Here is an 18773-nt window from a genome sequence, read left to right as displayed (position 1 = left end):
GCGGATTCGCTCACCCCCCGACCGCTCTTCGGAGGCTTTAGTGTACGGAATTGCATTCACTCTCCAGAATTCCGACGACACCGGCTGGGGAAGGGGTTGACGAGGGAAATGGCAGATTCCCTCACAGATTCCCTCACAGAAACCCGCAACAGGGAGTCGGAATCCGGAACCGCGCGAGAGTCCGCCTGCGGAGGCGGCAGCGGGTGCAGCACCGGCGCCGCCCTTCTGCGACTGACCCTCCTCGGCCCCCTGCGAGCCTCCCGCGGCGGTCTGCCGCTGCCGCTCGGTCCGCTGAAGCAGCGCCTTGTCCTGGCGGTCCTGCTCACCCGTCCGAACACACCGGTGTCGCTGGAGGAACTGACCGACGCCGTCTGGCCGGACGATCCGCCCCGCACGGCCCGCAAGAACCTTCAGGTGTACGTCTCGACGCTGCGCCGGGTGCTCGACCCCGACGACCTCGGCCGACTGCACCACGGTCCCGGCGGCTACGTCCTGCACCTCACCGTGGACGAATGCGACACCCTGCGCTTCGAGGAACTGGCTCGGCGCGGCGACGCCGAGGTGCGCGCGGGCGCGCCGAGCCGCGCGGCCCGGACGTACCGTCAGGCGCTGGACCTGTGGCAGTACGACCCCTTCAGTGACCTCGCCGCCTACGCCGAGGTGCTGCGCGCCGCCGCCGAACGGCAGCACGTCCGGCGGCTGGCCGTCTACGAAGCATGGGCGGAAGCGCAGTTGGAGACCGGCGACCCGGCCCCGGTCGCGGACACCGCTGACGAGATGGTCAGGCGCCACCCGCTGCGGGAGCGCCTGCGCGCCGCCCAGCTCACCGCACTGCACCAGGTCGGCCGCAGAACGGAGGCGTTGTCCGCCTACGACGACTGCCGTCAGCAGCTCTCCCGGGAACTGGGCCTGGAACCCGGTGCGGCGCTGCAGGGTGCCTACCGCTCCTTGCTGGAGGACGTGGCCCTGCCCCGGCCGCGCGGCGGCCCCATCGGGTCACGGCTGCTCCCGCCGGAGCTCGCCGACTTCACCGGGCGCACGCGAGAGCTGGAGTCCGTCAGCGCACTGCTGGGCCGTGAGGGCGGCCCCCCGGTGCTTCTCACCGGCCCGGCCGGCGTCGGCAAGACGGCCTTCGCCGTGCACCTCGCGCATCGCCTCGCCGCGCGCTATCCCGACGGGGTGGTCACCACCCGGCTGTGTGCCGAGGACGGCTCGACGCGCCCGTGGGTGTCGGTGCTGGCCGAGCTGGCCCGATCCCTGGGATGTGCCGAGAGACTGCCCGCCGACCGGGAGGAGGCCGCCACCGTGTGGCGCTCCTGGCTGTCCGGGCGCCGGATCCTGCTGCTCCTGGACGACGCGCCGGACGCCACCGCCCTCGGCCCGCTGCTGCCCCCGTCGGGCGCCGCCGCCGCACTGGTCACCTCCAGGAGCCGGCTGTCCTGTCTGGAGTCCGCGCACCGGATCGAACTCCCGCCGCTCTCCGCAGAGGAGGCCCTGGACCTGCTCGGCGGAATCATCGGGCGGCCCCGGCTGGCTGCCGAGCACTCCGCCGCCGCACGTATTGCCGGCGCCACCGGGCTCCTCCCGTTCGCTCTGCGAGCAGCCGGGAACCGTCTGTCCGTGCTGCGCCACATGACGCTCGGGCAGTACGCGGACCGTCTCGAACATCCTCTGGAGGCCTTGGACGAACTCGCGTCGGGCGGCCTCGGTGTCCGTGCCCGGCTCGCCGGGACGTGGGCGCGTCTGCCCGCTCCCGCCCGCGACACCTTGCACGCACTGGCCGCTCTGGCGGACCCTTCCTTCACCCTCCCCACCGCCGCCGGAGCCCTGGGGCTGGACGGCCGGGACGCGCAGCGTGCTCTGGAGAACCTGATCGACGTCGGCGTCCTGTCTCCACCGTCCCTGCCCGAGGTGACCGCGCACATGGCGGCCCCGGAGGCGGTGTGCTACGAACTGCCCTGGCTGACCCTGCTGTTCGCGCGGGAGCAGGCCGCCGCGTCGGGAACGCGGTGTTAGGCCGTGTCCGGCCGCCCACGGCTGCCGGACACCGTTCGAGGCGGGGCGTTCAGGTTCCGCCTGCCGCCGCGGACGCGGGACCGGAGGACTGCACCCGAGCCAGATACCCGGCCTGGAAGCGGCTGGCCGCACCGAGTTGCTCCATGATCTTGGCAATGTGCTTGCGGCAGGTGCGCAGCGACATCCCCAGCCGCCGGGCCACCATCTCGTCCTTCATGCCCTCCGCCAGCAGCCGCACGATGGCCTGCTTCACCTCGTCCCGCGCCGAACTCTCCGTCCAGGCCGGGTGGTAGGGATCGGCCAGCGACCAGGCGTGATCGAATGTCGCGCACAGATACGTGACCGTGGACGGCTCCTGGATGACGATGGCCGCGTCCAGGTCGTCCTGGTGCGGTATGAACACCGTCTCCGCGTCGAAGGCGACCATACGGCCGAACAGTTCGCTCAGCGTCCTGATCTCGGCGCCCTCGTCGGTCATCCGCCGCGCGTACTCCTGAGTGGGCAAGTGGTAGCGGGCGGTGTGCTGGTACAGCGTGCGCATCCGCACCCCTCGGCGCAGCATGTCCCGGTCCCGTACGAACGCCTGCTCGAGCAGTGCCGGGGAGCGGCCCCCGCCGGGGTGGCACGTACGGACCTCCTTCCGGCACCGCATGGTCGCCTCGGTGATCATTCCCACGACGGTCTTCAGGTCCGTGATCTCGGTCAGCGGCGTCCGTCCCTGGCACTGCCGTCGGCCTTCCGCGTAGAAGGGCGTCAGAAGGGTGAGCTCGGCCCGCAGCCGGTCGATCTCGGCGAGCTGCCGGCGCAGTCCCGCCTCCTTCGGCGCGACCAGCGCGGCGAGGGCCGCGTCCGGGGCCACTGCCACCAACTGGCCCGGATTCCCGGGCAGATGCCGCAGCAACAGCAGCTCGATCAGCGTCGCCACCGCCGAGGCCGCGCAGCTCTCCGGCAGCCCGAGTGCCGATCCCAACGTCGTGGCGTCGCACGGCCCCTGATTGCTCACCCACCGGAACACCTGGACGGCGTCCTCGGACAATTGCCCTTCGGGCGGCGTTTCCCCGGCCGTCTCGCGAAGGCCCGGTCTCTTGCCGTCCTCACCGATGCCGCCCACGCAACCCCCTCATCAGCCGGATGACTCCGGTCCAGCCCGTGCTGATGTCCATTGTTCAGATGTGCGAGGAATATTCCCAGACCGTCTCGGAGGGAATCACATGGAACGGACCAAGGGGGCATTCACCCTGCTCCTCGAACGCTTCGCCCTCCTCGGCAGCAGGGTCCGCGCCTGGCAGCGCCCGGCCGATGGCAACGGGGCGAAGGCCCGCGAGATCCTCGACCAACCTCCGCGACCCGTGCGTGGCGACGACGGCGACTCGCCGACCGTACCCACACCCCACTGGTGACCGGTTCCGGTGGCGGCGGAGCTGCTGCACGAGACCGAGGGACCGCTGATGCGCGAGCCGGTCAGAACTGACGGAATCACGGAGTCCACCGACATCCGCGAGACAGCAGAACCAGAGGAGATCCGGCACGCGCTGTTGTCGAAGCCGATGCCCCGACCGGTGCGCACCACGGTTGGTGCCGTCGTGGGACGGTTGCTGCGGGATCTCAACGTGGCCGGCCCACCGCCCGGGTCCTCGGGGCGGCGGGCCGTGCTCAAGGGTGGGTGCGGAGTGCGACATCGCCCTCAAGGGGTGCCGGTGTGGCTGCGGCCTCGCACCGACCGGGCAACAGGCCTACCGGTCAGGTGGGTTGCCCGTGCGCATGCGGTCGGCGGACGTGCCGATGAGCCCAGGCCTACGGGTGGGCCTGGGCTGTGGGGGAAATCCTGGGCGGACCGCCCCTCGGTGCCCTTGGCGCCTGTGTTCAGGCGGGGCAACGGTGTTCGGCTACCGGTTACGCGCGGTCAGCGGTTGTCGTCGAGTTCCTGGTGCATCTGGGGCTGGTCGTCCTGGTCGTGGGTCAGCGCGTATCGCTCGGCCTGGTTGAAGGCCTTCGAGGCGATGCCCAGGATCTCCTTGTAGGGGTTGACACCGACGGTGCTCTTCGCGGCGCCACCGAGGAGACCACCGCCTACGCCGCTCACGAGGCCGTGCCCGGCGGCGAGAGGCTGTCCTGCGAGGTCCAGTACGCTGCGCTCGAGACCTGCCAGATCGGCGTACGGGTCCGTGAGCGCGGTGCGGATCATGGCGACGAATGCGTCGTGCACGCCGGGCGGAAGGAACTTCCGGTAGAACTCGATGGCCTGGTGCGTCATGAACACGCCGTCATCGCTCTTCTGCCATTCCCTGTCGCGCTCGTGGTTCCACAGCCGCTCCGCCTCGTCGGCGTTCTTGGGTACCAGCCATTCCTGCTGGGTGCCCAGGTAGTGGTTGACGTAGTGCCAAGCGCACAGGAATCCGTTGGCATCCTCGCGGGAGACCTCCAGGCCGAGATTCTTCATCGCCTGGAGGATCTGTGTGCTGAATACGAACGCGGCACCGGTGGTGTACTTCTGCGACACCGGCTCCCCCCACCGCGCGTAGTCCCACACCCCGGACTTCTTGTGCAGTTGCCTCACCGAAGCGTGGACCAGGCGGACCTTGGTCACGTCGGCGGCCAGCGTCCCGTCGCGCAGAGCACCCTTGTTGCCCATGTCGACGAAGAGCCGGGAGGACTGCGACAGCCGCCTGCCCGGTCCGTCCACCCCGCCCAGACGGCCGGTGGAGCGGAGGGTGAAGGCCCCGGTCGGGGAGAGGTAGGTCCCGATCAGACCGACGGTGCCCTGGAGCATGGAGGCCTCGCCGTGGTGGTGGGCGAAGAAGCCTTCGGCCGCCGTGGCGTCCGCGTCGCTCCACTCCGGTGGCGGGGCCGCCGCCTTCTCGAGGAACTCCGCCAGCCGTTTCGGCAGCGTCGACAGGTCCTGGTCCGGCTTGAGGGAACCGATGGTACGGAACAGGGCGTTCACCCCGTCGATCTCCCGGTTGTCGATCAGCTCGGCCACAAGTTGATCGGCAACGGGATCGCCGACCTTGTTCGCAGCTTCCAGTTCGTCCGCGATCGACGCAGTCGTCAATGCCACAGCAGAATTCCTTTGCTCGAAGACCTGGGAAGGATCACCCGCCGTGATCTTGACTGTCCCGGAATTCGCCGATGACTACCCGTACGAGGGAAACACTCCGCGTGGGCCCGGATCCGATGTTCCCCGGCCCCGAGGCCCAGGTGGACGGACGGCACCCCCTGCCCGTGCCCGGGGACTTCTGTCACGCCCATTTCCCGAAGTCCCCGGAACTCTTCCACCACTTGACGCACCTGGGTGACCAGACTCTTGCCGCCTGAGCCCTGGCGCCGAGGAGAGGAACAGCGCGCCGGGAGCGGTGGGAGCTTCCGGCCACTCTCCTTCGGAGTCACGTACAGCGATGGTCGAACGGACTGCACCGGGCAAGCCCCGCACCGGGTCCGCACGGTGCGCCGCGACCGGATGTCGATCCACTTCGTAGCCGGAAAGTCCAAGGGGCTCTGCAGCTCTGTCCATGGTCCGACGGGTCGTCACATCCCAGACTGACCCACGCTTTTGGACCTCATTCCGTCCGCAGGAGGGCACCACCTCATGGACCAGCAGGAATCCACTGACACGGGGCCCAGCCGCCGCACCGTGCTGAGAACCACTGCGGCAGCCGGCGTCGTCACCGGAATCCGGGCATCCGGAGCACTGCCGGCAGCGGCGTCCGACCGCCGCGGCGACCTGGTCTCCGACACCCTGACGGTGACCGTGGATCCCGGCTTTCCCCGGGTCCTCGGCTACCGCTGGACAGCCACCGGGGACACCCTGGGCGGCACCGTCGGGTCGATCCGTACCGTGCGCATCAACGGCAGCGACTACACCCCCGCCGTCACCTCGCAGCTCTCCGCCGGCCGGGCCGCGTACCGGATCTCCGTCCCTGACCTCGACGTCGTCGTGGACGCCGAACTGACCCTGAAGGGCGATGTCCTGCGCTTCAGGGTCGTGCGCATGACGGAGCACGGCGCCACCCGGGTCACCACTTTCGGACTTCCGGGCCTGGGCCTGGTCTCCGCCTCCGCCACCCAACATGCCGCGCTCTCGCACTGCCCCCTGACGTACGGACTGGGTGGGCCCGAGGCCGCCGACGTGTTCGTCAAGGTGGCTGACGCGACCGCCGATTCGACCTGGCGGCGCACCTCCTACGCGATGCTCGACACCGGCCGGCTGGCAGCCGCCGTCGAGTCGTTCACCTGCGCCCAGGACCGGCTGATGTACCGCACCAGCGACATCGAGGGGGTCCACCACACGGAGATCGCGAGCGGTGAATGGGTCTACCGGGGTGCCGACGGCAAGGTCTTCGGGCTGCCCGAGGCCGCGGTCGTCGTCACCGCCGACCGCAACGGAGACGGTGTCGCCGACTGGCAGGACGCTGCCATCGCCTTCCGTACGATCATGCGTAACCCGTACGCGGACGACTGGAGCCGCACCCGGGTGGTGCAGGGCATCGCGATCAACATCGCCAGCAACGCGGACCAGCCCTTCCTCACCACGCTCGACGAGATCCGCCGCACCTATCTGCACACGGACGGGCTGCCGCAGGCGATCCTCCTGAAGGGCTATCAGTCCGAGGGGCACGACAGCGGTCACATGGACTACGCGGGCCACTACAACACCCGGGCCGGCGGCCTGGATGCGCTGCGCACCCTCACCAAGGAGTCCCGCCGGTACAACGCTTCGGTGGGCGTGCACATCAACGCCTGGGAGGAGTACCCGGAATCGCGCAACTTCCGCTGGGACCGCAGCAACGGCGCCTCCGACCTCGGCTGGCGGTGGATGGACCAGTCGTGGCACACCGACACGGTCAAGGACCAGGCGACCGGGGCGTTCGCGCAACGGTTCGCCGGACTCGCCGATGATCTGCCACACCTCGGCTTCGTCTACTCCGACACCTACTGGACCGGCGGCTGGGCCCCCGCCCGCCAGGGACAGGTGATCACTGGTGCGGGGCTGCCGCTCGGAGGTGAGGCGGACGCCCAGTTCGAGCGGGACAGCGTTTTCACGTACGCGGGACAGACCGGCAGTGGCCTCAAGTCGCAGATCATCCGATTCGCACGCAACCACCAGCGGGACGCCTGGAACCGCACCTCCCTGCTGCGCGGGGCGGACAATACCCACTACATGGGCTGGCAGGGCCAGCACAACCTGAAGGACTGGCTGAAGGCCACCTTCACGGTCAACCTTCCGACGAAGTTCCTCCAGCACTTCGAGATCCAGCGGATGGCCGACCACCAGGTCGACCTGACGGGCGGGGTCTCCGTCAGCGACGCGACCGGTACGGCCAGGATCACCTGGAACGGACGGCTGATCGCGGACGGCACGAACGTGTTCCTCCCCTGGGAGCCCACCGAAGAGGCCGATCCGCGGAAGATCTATCACTGGAACCCCTCGGGCGGCGCGACCAGTTGGCAGCTTCCGGCGAAGTGGGCACAGTGCGGGACCGTGGGCCTCTACCGGCTCGGCGAAGACGGCCGCACCCACATCGGCGACCTTCCCGTCACCCGCGGCACCGTCACGGTGACCGCCGACGCGGCCACCGCGTACGTCCTCTACCGCACTGCCCCGTCCCCGCTGCGCGACCCCGACTACGGCAAGGGCGGCCTCCTCGCCAACCCCTCCTTCACCAGTCGTACCACCGACGGCTGGACCGTGCCCGACTCCGGCCAGGTCGGTGTCACGGACGACGGCAACGGCCTCCCGTATCTGCGGATCACCGCGACCGGCGCCCGCACCGCCGCCCAGCGCGTCACCCGCCTGACGCCCGGCACCTACTCCGCCTCGGTCTGGGTGCGCATCACAGGTACCCGCACGGCCAGCCTCACCGTGAGCGGCCACGGCGGCCCGGACGCCACCGTCCGGGCCACGACCTCACCTCTGCCCCACAAGGTCAACAACGCCCGCCGGTACGGCACTTCGTTCCAGCGAATGAAGGTTCTGTTCACCGTTCCCAGGCATGGCAGGGGCACGGCTCTGTTCACCCTGTCCGCCGACGCGGGCGCCGAGGGCACCCGGGTGGAGTTCGCCGACGCACGGGTGGTGGCGAACGAGGGCGCCGATCCGGCGTACGGCGGCCACTGGTTCGCCGAGGACTTCGAGCATGTGGACGAGGGCTGGGGCCCGTTCGTCTACACGGGCGATGGCGACGGCGGCCGTACCCACCTCTCCGAGACCCACGAGAACTACACCCGTGACACCATCGGAGGCCGCTTCTCCCTCAAGACCCTCTCCGACAGCACAGGGCTCGTCTACCGCACCATGCCCCAGACCCTGCGCTTCGCCCCGGGGCGCGCCTACCGCATCCGCTTCTCCTACCAGGCGGACCCCGGATCGGATTACCGCGCCGTTGTCGGCCGGGACGGCGGCTCAGCTGTCACCGAGGACCTGCTGCCACCCACGACCACCCGCCCCCTCGACTCGGCGCCTCCCCACACCCTTCCCGTGCCCGCTGGTTGGGACGACAGCCTGCCGCCGCAGCATTCGGCTCCGCACCGGGTGTACGAACAGACCGTGACCACCGGCGAGGCCGGATGCGGTGACATGTGGCTCGGCATCAAGCACAACCGGGGCGACGCCTTCGTCCTGGACGACCTGGTCGTCGACGACCTGGGCCCGGCCGGCCCGGGCGCCGTCTGCCCCACCGCACCGCCCGCCCGGGTCGACATCGCCCCGGCCCTCTACACGCGCTCCACCCCCGGCACGGTGAAGGTGACCTTCACCAACAGCACCGGCGCCGCACTTCCCGGTGTAGTCCTCACCGTGGACGCCCCCGAGGACTGGCGGGTCACCCCGGACCGGCAGTCCCCGGACACCGTGGCCGACGGGGCCACCGTCACCGCCGAGTTCACGGTCACCCCGCCCGCCGCCGACGCCGCGGAGTCCGCGGGCGCCGTACGGGCCCGCGCCACCTACCCGCTCGCCTCGGGCACCGCCGTCACCACCGCGGCCGTTCCGGCGACCCTGCCGCTGGCCCGGCTCTCCGATGCGTACAACAACACCATGATCGCCCGCGACGCCCATCCGGCCGAGGGTTCGTTCGACAGCGGCAACAGCTACTCCGCCGAGGCACTCGCTGCGGCCGGAGCCGCACCGGGCGCCCAACTCACCGTCGACGGAATGTCCTTCACGCTCCCCGACTACGGTCCGGGCCGACAGGACAACGCCACAGGCGGCGCGGAAATCGCGCTGAGCGGCCGCGCCCGCGAGATCGGCTTCCTCGGTGCCTCGGCGGGCGGCATCACCGGCCAGGTCGCCGTCCACTACACGGACGGCACCACCGACACGGCGAACCTGTATCTGCCCAACTGGGTGACGGACGACCCCACGGCCAACGGCGCCCGCATCGCCGTCACCACCGACCACCGGGTCACCCCGTCGGGCCCCGCCAACTACGGCCTCAACTACCGCCTCTACGTCAACACCGTGCCCGCGAACCCTGACAAGGAGCTCCGCTCCCTGACCCTTCCGTCCCAGTCCTCGCTGCACATCCTCGCCCTGACCCCACGCAGCTGACCCGACGAACACCCGGAGGCCGGCCCCACCTGGACCGGCCTCCACCTGCTCACCCACCCGAGCCCGTGCCTTACGGGGGCCGGTCCGGAGGAATGCTGGGACGAGACGCCACCTTCATCGCACGAGCGCAAGGAGTGCCCTCACCATCAGAAGCGATCTGGGCGGCAACCTGCCAGAGCCGACTCGACGGTTCCGTCTACCAACTCCCGTGCGACCAAGCGGCCCACGGCCGGGGCGAGCGTGACCGCGGAGTGCATCACTGCCACGTAGAGGCCGGGGACCTCGACGACCGGGCCGACGATCGGCTCACCGTCGGCCGGCATCGGACGCGCGCCGAGTCGGGTGCTGAGCAACTCGACGCTCCCGGCGCCATGGAAAGTGGACCGGACGGCGGCAAGGGTCCGTTCGGGCGAGTCCGCGGCGGCGATCAGCCGGTCCGGGGCGACCTGCCGGAGATCGAAGTCCTCGGTGTTGACCACGGTGCGGACCAGACCGGCCGGGGCGCTGAGCCGGAACAGCGGTGACGGTGACGGTTCGACCGGGACGCGTACGCCGAGCGGTGTGCCCAGCGCGGCCGTGGCAACTCCGGCCGCCAGCACCACCGTCGCACCGGAGAGGGGGCCTGCTGTCGTCTCAACCCCGGCAATTCGGCCTGCTGTATCCCGGCGGACCGCGGTAACCGGCGTGTCCAGATGTACCCGGGCTCCATGGGCGCGAGCGCCCGCGACCAGCCGCTCGGTCACGCCTACCGAATGAACAGCGCCGTCCTCCGGCGCCCAGACAGCCCACTCCGGAGGCTGCCGAAGGGCGGGCTCCAGCGTCTCTACAGTGGCCGCGTCCACGATCGTCTGCCCGGGTCCGGCTTCCGGCGGACTGTCCTCCCTGTTCCAGCTCAGCGAGCCGGACCAGGTCACAGGGAGTCCGGCAGCTCGGCCCCGAGCCGGTGGTACTCCGCCGTTGTGGTGGCCCGCAGCCCGGCGGCCGGACCTTTACGCACGCCGGACGCGCCGACCCAGGCGAACGAGTGCGCCGTCACGCCGGCGCCTGGCCGCCCGGCGTCGACCAATGTCACGTTGGCGCCCGCCCGAGCGGCGTGATAGGCCACAGATGCGCCGACAATGCCGGCGCCGACGACGACCAAGTCCCTACTCACCGAGGGGCTCAACACGTTCACGACCTTAGCGTCCGCCTGCGGGCCGACCCGGACCTAATCGAGCCGATTCTCAGGATCGTTCCTGACGAAGAATCGAACGAATCGAATTTCCCTATGTGAACAACGGTGTCCGGGGCGGTATTCGGTGTGGCTTCGGATGCTTCTCGTGTGTTGTGCGGGCTGTTGCGATGCACGTGCAACATCTCAGGGGCGCGTGTACGTGAACGCCGACATGAGCGGCCCGCTGCCGCCGTGCGGTGCCGCCCTGCGGCGGCGTTACGTCAGCTCTGTGCGGTGTCGTCGCCCGCCTGCCCCGCGCCCTCAGCTGCGCCTGCCTTCTCGCGCATCTTGCGCACCAGCTCCGCCTTCTGGTCGGCTGCGCCCTGGCGGTCGAGGTTGCGGTGAGGTCCGTTGTTCTGCCGTTCGGCGCGGGACAGCCTCTTGCGCTGGCCGCCGCCCATGCCCACGGGGTTGTTGATGTTCTTGCTCACGGTCACGGGTTCTCCCGGTAATGATGTGAAGTGATCTACGGATTCATCGGTGGGGGACGGGCGGCGACGTCGAAGGACGCCAGCAGGGGCCCATCACGCTCTCACTCGTAAATCGGCGTCTGGAAGAACATGACAAACACGTTACCCGGTTCTGTCGGCCCCGCACACCAGCCCTTTCGCCGCCCCGGCGTCGGCCGGGCCTTCGGCGAGCGTCCGGGGCCAGCCGTTTCCTTCCGGGAATCTCAACACCGCCAGCACCCGCCAGCACCCGCCGGTGCTCGCCGCCCGCCCGGGGCGGCATCGAGCCAGTGGGCAAGGACGGGGCCGGGGGCGCCGACGAGCTGGTACGGCACCATCGTGCTCAGCTCGCCGAGTGGTATGGAGCCCTGGACCACCAGCTCCACTCGGTCCGGACCGCTTCGGGCTTCCCCGAGGGGGCCACTCCCCGATAGTTCAGTGGCCCCCTCAGCGGAGCTGTTGTAACCCTGGCGAAGTTCTTTCGATCTGCTCTGGGCTGTTGTGCCCTGGAAAAGAGATTTTGTGTCCCGGCCCGCGCCGAGCGCGCCTCGCTGCACCGCCTAAGGGTCAAGCCCACCTTTTCCTGCAAAGGATGCGGCCTGACGGTGTCCGCCGTCGCCGGTGACGACAACGCACTGGCCCTGGTTCGCCTGGCGCTCAAACCGCTGCAGGCCCCCGGCGTCGCCGACCGCCTGCTGCTCGCATGGTGACCCGGGCCGCACCTCGCGACGTCGTGTCACGGGATGCCGACGCTCGACACACAGGATTCCTTCAGCCTCTGCCTCGTTACACGTTGCCCCCGTGTGCAACTCGCTTGGAGATGCCATGCGCCCCATGACCAGGGAAGAGGTGCGCGGCGCGATCGTGAACCTGGACCCGACCGAAAAGAGAGTTCGGCTGCCGGCCTGGTTCGACGACGTCCGGTGGCACCGGATCGACTACCTCGGCTGGCGAGATCTGCGCGCACCGAAGCGCGCCTACCTCGTCACCGAGGCAGACGGCCAGGCGCTGGGAGTACTGCTGCGGCAGGCCCCGAACGACGCGGCACACGGTTCACGCGCGATGATGTGCGACCTGTGCCGGTCCACCCGCCGGTTCAACGAGGTTTCACTGTTCACCGCCCAACGCCCATCGCGCGACAAACGAGAACGCCTCAACGAACTCGGCCTCCTCCTGCGCACCGATCTCGACTGCGCGGTGAAAATGCATACCAAGCCGATCCGCCAAGGCTTCGATCGCCCGATCGACGAAATCATCGGGGCGCGCCGCGAAGGCCTGCGTTCACGCACGATCGCCTTCATACGTTCGGTGTCCGATGCGGGACGAAACGCGCGTCACAGAAGATGATGTGATCGGGAGTCAGGGAACACCGGGGTCTTCTCGGCAACCCTCGCGGGCCGAACTCCACTGTGAGTTCGGCCCGTTGCCGGCCTGGTCAGCGCACCCGTCCCCGCGGCTTCAAGGGCACGCCCGGCAGTTCGGGTGCGGTCAGCGGAGGCCCGTCGTACCCCTTCACCTCGCCGAAGCGGGTGCCGTCCGCCCAGTCCTTACGAGCCTGCGCGATGTCGTCGTTGCTGCGGCCGATGAAGTTCCACCACATGACGATCTCCTCCTCGAACGGCTCGCCGCCCAGCAGCATCAGGCCGGTGTCCGACACCGCGCGCAGTGGTAGTTCCGTTCGGCCGCAGCCGAGGTAGAGCATCGAGCCCGGCTCCACCGGTACGCCGTCCACGGAGGCCTCGCCCGACATGGCCAGTACCGCGTACTCGAAATCGGGATCGAGCGGAAGTGCGGTCTCCGTGCCACCGGTGAGGGCCAGATCGGCGCCGACCAGCGGGCTGTACGTCGTGCCGGGGGAGACGGCGCCGTCGAGTTCGCCCAGGATCACTGTCGCCGTGAGGCCCGGTGCGATGACGGTCGGGAGGTTGGCGTGGTGCTGGAAGTGCGGCTCGACATCGCGGTGGGCGTCGGGCAGGGCGACCCACAGCTGCGCCCCGTGCAGCAGGCGGGCGTGCGGCGCCGGGCTCTCCTCCGAGTGGCTGATCGCCCGGCCCGAGGTCATCAGCCCCAGCTCGCGAGGGCGCACCGTGGCGAGACTTCCGAGGCTGTCCCGGTGCAGCACCTCGCCCTCGTGCAGCCAGCTCACCGTCTGGAGCCCCATGTGCGGGTGCGGCGGGACCTGCATGCCCGGCTCGTCGGCGATGTCGTCGGGCCCGTAGTGATCGACGAAAGCCCAGGCGCCGACCATACGGCGGCCGAGGTTGGGGAGGAGCCTGCGTACCTCGGTCGACTCGCCGAGCTTGACCCGGCGCGGGCTGAGGAGTTCGCGTACCGGCTCCGCCGCGACGAATCCGCGGCCCCCGCAGACGGAGAGCGCCGCCTGGCGATCAAGATTGCTCATGGCGCCCAACCTAGACCTGCAGCCGGGTGCCGCACACCCAATGACACCCAGGGGAGGCTTCACCTGACCGGCGCGCCCCCGTGGTGCGCCCCCGCAGCACGGAGGACCGGGGCACGTGCCGGGCGTGTACTCGAACAGCCCAACAGCGGGGGCGTGGCCTGGGGCAGCGGGCTGGAATGGACGGATGACCGCGCCCCCGGACGACTGCCTCGCGCGCAACGAATGGATCTGCGGCGAGTACCTCTCGACCCGTAAGGCCATTCTCTGGGAGGCGGCCGTCCAGCATCTGGAACTGACCGTGGTGTCCGTGTTCACCGGACTGCTGCTCGCGGTTCCGCTCGCGGTCGCGGCCCGACGCTGGAGGTGGGCCGCCGGGCCGGTGCTCGGCATCACCACCGTGCTGTACACGATCCCCTCACTCGCGATGTTCTCGCTGCTGCTCCCGGTCTACGGGCTCTCCGCCTCCCTCGTCGTCGCGGGTCTCGTTCTGTACTCGCTCACGCTGCTCGTGCGGAACATCCTCGCCGGACTGCGGTCCGTGCCTGAGGAGACCCGGCAGGCGGCACGGGGCATGGGATACGGGCCGATCCGGCTGCTGCTCGCCGTCGAACTCCCACTCTCGCTCCCTGCCGCGATGGCCGGCCTGCGGATCGCGACCGTCTCCGCCGTCTCTCTCGTCACGGTAGGGGCCATCGTGGGATACGGCGGCCTCGGCAATCTCATCTACAGCGGGATGAACACCTACTTCAAGGCCCAGGTGCTGACCGCATCGGTGCTCTGCGTGGCCATCGCGGTCGCCGCCGACCTGGTACTCCTCGGTGTGCAGCGGCTGCTCACCCCGTGGACGCGCCGGTGAACACACTCGCCTCCGCCTGGTCCTGGCTCACCAGCCCGGCCAACTGGTCCGGTGACAACGGCATTACGCACCGGCTCGTCCAGCATCTCTTCCTCACGGTGGTCTGTCTGGCCCTGAGCTGTCTGCTCGCGCTCCCGGTCGCCCTGGTCCTCGGCCACATCGGCAAGGGAGGAGCGCTCGCGGTCAACATCTCCAACGTCGGCCGTGCCGTGCCCACCTTCGCCGTACTGGTCCTGCTGCTGCTCACCCCGCTCGGCAGGCACGGACAGTGGCCGACCGTCATCGCGCTGGTGCTCTTCGCCGTGCCGCCGCTGCTCACCAACGCCTATGTGGGGATGCGTGAGGTCGACCGGGACGTGGTCGGCGCGGCCCGTGGAATGGGCATGACGGGACGACAACTGATGTTTCACGTGGAACTGCCCCTTGCGATGCCTTTGATCCTCACCGGGGTGCGGATCGCGGCCGTACAGCTCGTCGCCACCGCCACACTCGCCGCACTCGCCGGCGGCGGCGGTCTCGGGCGCATCATCACTGCGGGCTTCAACCTCGCCTCCACCCCGCAGGTCGTCGCGGGAGCCCTGCTCGTCGCTGTCTTCGCCCTGCTGGTGGAGGTGCTGTTCGAGATCGGCGGACGCCTGGCGCCCCGGTGGAGCAGGGGCGGACCCCGGTGAGACGGAGATCGGTGAGACCCCGCCTTCTTCACTGCCTTCCCGCGCTGCTGGTCGTGGCGACCGCGTGCACCACCGGGCCCGCACTGGAGAACCGCGGCGCGGTCACCGCGCCGCCGGGGGACAGCAAACAGCTGACCATCGGCTCGGCGGGCTTCACCGAGAGCGATCTGCTCGCCCAGATGTACGCGCTTCTGCTCCGCCGGTCCGGATACCGCACCCACATCCTGTCCGTCACCAACCGGGAGCTCTACGAACCCGCGCTGGAGAACGGCCAGATCGATGTCGTACCGGAGTACGCGGCCACGTTCGCCGACTGGCTGAACACCAAGGTCAACGGTTCCGGCGCGCGGCCGGCCGGGTCACCCGACCGGAAGGCCACCATGACGGCACTGCGTTCGCTGGCGACCCCGCGTGGTCTCACCGTGCTGGACCCCGGCAGGGCGCTCGACCAGAACGCCTACGCGGTCACCACGGCCTACGCGGCCGAGCACCGCCTGCGGACCCTGAGCGATCTGGGAGCATCCCGGCTTCCGGTGCGGCTGGCCGCCGGTGACGAATGCGTCCGGCGCCCGTACTGCGCTCCCGGGTTGAGGAAGACGTACGGCATCGACATCACCGGCATCGATCCCAAGGGCGTCGGAACCACCCCCGCCAAGCAGGCGGTACAGAACGGGCAGGACCAGATGGTGCTGACCACGACCACCGACGCCACCCTCGGCGCCTTCGGGCTCGTCATCCTCCGCGACGACAAGCATGTGCAGCATGCCGACTACCTCGTGCCCGTCGTCAACCGGTCGAGGGCGGGCAGCCGGGGCGTCACCGAGGCACTCGGCCAGCTCAACACGGTACTCACCACCGAGGACCTGGCCTCGCTCGACGCACAGGTGGACAGCTGGCGGCGGCTGCCCGAGGACGTCGCCAGGAACTACCTGAAGTCGAAGGACCTGCTCTGACCGGTCGTCCCCCGGGATCGTCGAGTTCAGGCGTCGGCGATCGATGTGAAGTCCACCGCGTCCCGTGCGACGCCGTGTGCGTCCGCGTCCACGGAGCGGCGCAGCGCCTCGTGCAGTTTCGCCGGGGTCAGCACCCCGAGGAAGTGGTCACCGTCGAGCACCGCCACCCAGCCCGCGTCGTGCTGCAGCATTTCGCTGAACGCCTGCTTCAGCGGCGCCCCGACCGGCACCCAGGCCTCCATCCTGCGGGCCAGCGCGCCCACCGGGGTGCTCGCGCCCGTCAGGGCGTCGGCAGCCACCCAGCCGTGCAGGGCGCCGTCGGCGCGCAGGACCACCGCCCAGCGCGCGCCCTCGGCGCGCAGGCGGGCGGCCACGGCCTTGGCCGGTTCGTCGAGCCCCGCGACCGGCGGCTGTTCCAGGTCGTCCGACTCGATCCGGGTGACCGACAGCCGCTTCAGCCCGCGGTCCGCTCCGACGAACTCGGCGACGTAGGGCGTGGCGGGAGTGCCGAGTACGGCTCCGGGGGTGTCGAACTGCTCGATGCGCCCCTGCCCGTACACCGCGATCCTGTCGCCCATCCGCACGGCTTCCTCGATGTCGTGCGTGACCAGCAGCACGGTCTTGCGCACCGTCGCCTGGAGCTTCAGGAACTCGTTCTGCAACCGCTCGCGTACCACCGGGTCGACCGCACCGAACGGTTCGTCCATCAGCAGCACGGGGGGATCGGCCGCCAGTGCCCTGGCCACCCCGACCCGCTGGCGCTGGCCGCCGGAGAGCTGCGCCGGGTATCGGGAGCCGTACGTACCGGGATCGAGCCCGACCAGGTCGAGCAGTTCCGCGGCGCGTTCCCTGGCCCTCGCCTTCTTCCAGCCGACCAGTGCGGGGACGGTCGCGGTGTTGTCGAGGACCGTACGGTGCGGGAAGAGACCGACCTGCTGGATGACATAGCCGATGCCGCGGCGCAGCTGGACCGGGTCGATCCCGGCGATGTCCTTTCCGGCCACCCGGATCCGGCCCGAGGTCGGCTCGATCAGCCGGTTGACCATCATCATGGTCGTTGTCTTGCCGCAGCCCGACGGGCCGACGAGCGTGACGAGTTCTCCTTCGGCGACCTCGAACGACAGATCGTCGACGGCAGATGTGCCGTCCGGATAGACCTTGCCCACCTGCTCGAACTCGATCACGGATCCACGCTAACCGCGGGTGCCGCACCCCGCTCACCGTCTTCGACGCGAAGGACATCGGCCAGTTCAACTTCTGACCGGTTCCGGTGCGCCCGGTTCCCGGAGGGGGTCACCGCCTGAGCCGGGCCGGTGGGCATGGTGGATCATTGCCCGTGCCGAACGTTCGATCAGGAGTACCGATGACCCGTTACCACCAGCCCGGCCTTGTCCTCACCGACCACCGCTTCCAGGTACCCCTGGACCACGCGGAACCGGGCGGGGAGCAGATCGAGCTGTACGCCCGTGAAGTCGTCGCCTCCGACAAGGCGGACGCCGAGCTGCCCTGGCTGCTCTACCTCCAGGGCGGTCCCGGCTTCGGTGCCAACCGGTTCCACGGCAAGCAGGCCTGGCTGGGCCGCGCCGTGCAGGAGTTCCGGGTGCTGCTGCTCGACCAGCGGGGCACCGGCGCGTCCAGCCCCGTCAACCGCCAGACCCTGCCGCAGCGCGGCGGCCCCGCCGAGCAGGCCGACTACCTGGCGCACTTCCGGGCCGACTCCATCGTCCGGGACTGCGAACTCCTCCGGCCGCAGCTCACCGGCGGAGCGCCGTGGACCGTGCTGGGCCAGAGCTTCGGCGGCTTCTGCGCCGTCCGGTACCTCTCCGCGGCGCCCGAAGGCCTTGCCGCCGCGCTGATCACCGGAGGGCTGCCGACGCTCGACGGGCACGCCGACGACGTGTACCGGGCCGCGTATCCCCGAATCGCCCGCAAGACGGCCGCGCACTACGCGCGCTATCCGCAGGACGTCGGCAACGCCCGCCGGATCGCCGCCTACCTGCACGCCAACCGGCCGGTCCTGAACAGCGGCTACACCCTCACCGTCGAGGCGTTCCAGTCGCTGGGCATCGCGCTCGGCGGCGGAGACGGCAGCCACACGCTGCACTACCTCCTGGAGGACGCCTTCGTCGACACCCCGCAGGGGCCGCAGCTCTCCGACGCCTTCCAGGAACAGGTGCACAGCGCACTCTCCTTCGCGGCGCACCCGCTGTACGCACTCGTCCACGAGTCGATCTACGGCCAGGACAGCCGCCCCACCGCCTGGTCGGCCGAACGGGTGCGGGCCGAATTCCCCGCCTTCGACGCGGACCGCGCCCTCGCGGGCGAGGCGCCGCTGCCGTTCACCGGGGAGTCGGTGCATCCCTGGCACTTCGAGGTGGACCCGGCGCTGCGTCCGCTGCGCGAGGCCGCCGACCTGCTGGCCGCCCGTACGGACTGGCCCCGGCTTTACGACACGGACCGGCTCGCGGCGAACGAGGTACCGGTTGCGGCGGCCATCTACCACGACGACATGTACGTCGACACGGAGCAGGCCCTGCGCACCGCCCGTGCCATTCGGGGGCTGCGCACCTGGGTGACCGACGAGTTTGAGCACGACGGGCTCAGGGCGGGCGGACCGCGCGTCCTCGACCGGCTGCTCGCACTCGTCCGGGGCGAAATCTGAGCCACG

The 18773-nt window shown here is 70.0% G+C and carries 15 protein-coding genes; 8 read left to right on the top strand and 7 right to left on the bottom strand.

The features are described from left to right. The first annotated feature begins 108 nt into the window (after nt 1–108). A complete protein-coding gene (locus NBY69_RS16310; RefSeq protein WP_250301634.1) occupies nt 109–2016 on the top strand; it encodes a BTAD domain-containing putative transcriptional regulator in 1908 nt (635 codons plus the stop codon). A 49-nt stretch (nt 2017–2065) separates the two neighbouring features. Here the strand turns inward: NBY69_RS16310 and NBY69_RS16305 are convergent, their stop codons facing one another. Then, entirely contained in the window at nt 2066–3019 is a 954-nt protein-coding gene (locus NBY69_RS16305) for a LuxR family transcriptional regulator (RefSeq protein ID WP_250301633.1), read from the bottom strand. 208 nt (nt 3020–3227) lie between these two features. On the opposite strand from NBY69_RS16305, the gene NBY69_RS16300 reads away from it, so the two are divergent. Then, nucleotides 3228–3416 (top strand): hypothetical protein, encoded by a 189-nt coding sequence (locus NBY69_RS16300; RefSeq protein ID WP_250301632.1) that lies wholly within the window; start codon nt 3228–3230, stop codon nt 3414–3416. A 503-nt stretch (nt 3417–3919) separates the two neighbouring features. On the opposite strand, the gene NBY69_RS16295 is transcribed toward NBY69_RS16300, so the two are convergent. After that, nucleotides 3920–5074, bottom strand: coding sequence for an oxygenase MpaB family protein (locus NBY69_RS16295; RefSeq protein WP_250301631.1), 1155 nt, complete (start codon nt 5072–5074; stop codon nt 3920–3922). A 528-nt stretch (nt 5075–5602) separates the two neighbouring features. Between NBY69_RS16295 and NBY69_RS16290 the strand changes: the two genes are divergently transcribed. After that, the gene (locus NBY69_RS16290) at nt 5603–9562 is read left to right on the top strand and encodes an endo-alpha-N-acetylgalactosaminidase family protein (RefSeq protein ID WP_250301630.1); all 3960 of its coding nucleotides are present in this window, start codon (nt 5603–5605) and stop codon (nt 9560–9562) included. Between the two features lie 146 nt (nt 9563–9708). Here the strand turns inward: NBY69_RS16290 and NBY69_RS16285 are convergent, their stop codons facing one another. From NBY69_RS16285 to NBY69_RS16280, 3 genes are all read right to left on the bottom strand, one after another. Next, the gene (locus tag NBY69_RS16285) at nt 9709–10476 is read right to left on the bottom strand and encodes an NAD(P)/FAD-dependent oxidoreductase (RefSeq protein ID WP_374211281.1); all 768 of its coding nucleotides are present in this window, start codon (nt 10474–10476) and stop codon (nt 9709–9711) included. Beyond that, on the bottom strand, nt 10473–10736 hold the full coding sequence (locus NBY69_RS37375) for an FAD-dependent oxidoreductase (RefSeq protein WP_266645561.1): 264 nt from the start codon (nt 10734–10736) through the stop codon (nt 10473–10475). The genes NBY69_RS16285 and NBY69_RS37375 overlap by 4 nt, the downstream gene beginning before the upstream one ends. 260 nt (nt 10737–10996) lie before the next feature. Then, nucleotides 10997–11212 (bottom strand): DUF6243 family protein, encoded by a 216-nt coding sequence (locus NBY69_RS16280; RefSeq protein ID WP_030988248.1) that lies wholly within the window; start codon nt 11210–11212, stop codon nt 10997–10999. Between the two features lie 837 nt (nt 11213–12049). On the opposite strand from NBY69_RS16280, the gene NBY69_RS16275 reads away from it, so the two are divergent. Further along, nucleotides 12050–12571: an FBP domain-containing protein gene (locus NBY69_RS16275; protein ID WP_308409484.1), complete on the top strand. Its 522-nt coding sequence runs from the start codon at nt 12050–12052 to the stop codon at nt 12569–12571. An 88-nt stretch (nt 12572–12659) separates the two neighbouring features. Here the strand turns inward: NBY69_RS16275 and NBY69_RS16270 are convergent, their stop codons facing one another. Next, on the bottom strand, nt 12660–13625 hold the full coding sequence (locus tag NBY69_RS16270) for a pirin family protein (protein WP_250301628.1): 966 nt from the start codon (nt 13623–13625) through the stop codon (nt 12660–12662). Nucleotides 13626–13809: 184 nt separating this feature from the next. Between NBY69_RS16270 and NBY69_RS16265 the strand changes: the two genes are divergently transcribed. Genes NBY69_RS16265 through NBY69_RS16255 form a run of 3 tightly spaced genes read left to right on the top strand, consistent with a single transcriptional unit; the run spans nt 13810 to nt 16105 of the window. Next, the gene (locus tag NBY69_RS16265) at nt 13810–14481 is read left to right on the top strand and encodes an ABC transporter permease (RefSeq protein WP_250301627.1); all 672 of its coding nucleotides are present in this window, start codon (nt 13810–13812) and stop codon (nt 14479–14481) included. Continuing rightward, nucleotides 14478–15152: an ABC transporter permease gene (locus tag NBY69_RS16260; protein WP_250301626.1), complete on the top strand. Its 675-nt coding sequence runs from the start codon at nt 14478–14480 to the stop codon at nt 15150–15152. Before NBY69_RS16265 ends, NBY69_RS16260 begins: the two co-directional genes overlap by 4 nt. Before the next feature lie 11 nt (nt 15153–15163). Continuing rightward, entirely contained in the window at nt 15164–16105 is a 942-nt protein-coding gene (locus NBY69_RS16255; RefSeq protein ID WP_250301625.1) for an ABC transporter substrate-binding protein, read from the top strand. Between the two features lie 26 nt (nt 16106–16131). Here NBY69_RS16255 and NBY69_RS16250 read toward each other — a convergent pair whose 3' ends face one another. Next, nucleotides 16132–17289, bottom strand: a complete 1158-nt coding sequence (locus NBY69_RS16250; protein WP_250301624.1) for a betaine/proline/choline family ABC transporter ATP-binding protein — start codon at nt 17287–17289, stop codon at nt 16132–16134. 179 nt (nt 17290–17468) lie between these two features. On the opposite strand from NBY69_RS16250, the gene NBY69_RS16245 reads away from it, so the two are divergent. Next, nucleotides 17469–18767: an alpha/beta fold hydrolase gene (locus NBY69_RS16245; protein ID WP_250301623.1), complete on the top strand. Its 1299-nt coding sequence runs from the start codon at nt 17469–17471 to the stop codon at nt 18765–18767. Nucleotides 18768–18773 lie beyond the last annotated feature (6 nt).

It is taken from the genome of Streptomyces sp. A 4/2, from assembly GCF_940670765.1.
Taxonomy (GTDB): domain Bacteria; phylum Actinomycetota; class Actinomycetes; order Streptomycetales; family Streptomycetaceae; genus Streptomyces.
Note: the sequence above shows the minus strand (reverse complement) of the source record. Positions and strands in the feature narration are given on the sequence as shown.

What these genes read in the sequence shown, in the direction of transcription:
- NBY69_RS16310 (WP_250301634.1), top strand. Translation starts at nt 109, where the DNA reads ATGGCAGATTCCCTCACAGATTCCCTCACAGAAACCCGCAACAGGGAG.
- NBY69_RS16300 (WP_250301632.1), top strand. Translation starts at nt 3,228, where the DNA reads ATGGAACGGACCAAGGGGGCATTCACCCTGCTCCTCGAACGCTTCGCC.
- NBY69_RS16290 (WP_250301630.1), top strand. Translation starts at nt 5,603, where the DNA reads ATGGACCAGCAGGAATCCACTGACACGGGGCCCAGCCGCCGCACCGTG.
- NBY69_RS16275 (WP_308409484.1), top strand. Translation starts at nt 12,050, where the DNA reads ATGCGCCCCATGACCAGGGAAGAGGTGCGCGGCGCGATCGTGAACCTG.
- NBY69_RS16270 (WP_250301628.1), bottom strand. Translation starts at nt 13,625, where the DNA reads ATGAGCAATCTTGATCGCCAGGCGGCGCTCTCCGTCTGCGGGGGCCGC.
- NBY69_RS16265 (WP_250301627.1), top strand. Translation starts at nt 13,810, where the DNA reads ATGACCGCGCCCCCGGACGACTGCCTCGCGCGCAACGAATGGATCTGC.
- NBY69_RS16245 (WP_250301623.1), top strand. Translation starts at nt 17,469, where the DNA reads ATGACCCGTTACCACCAGCCCGGCCTTGTCCTCACCGACCACCGCTTC.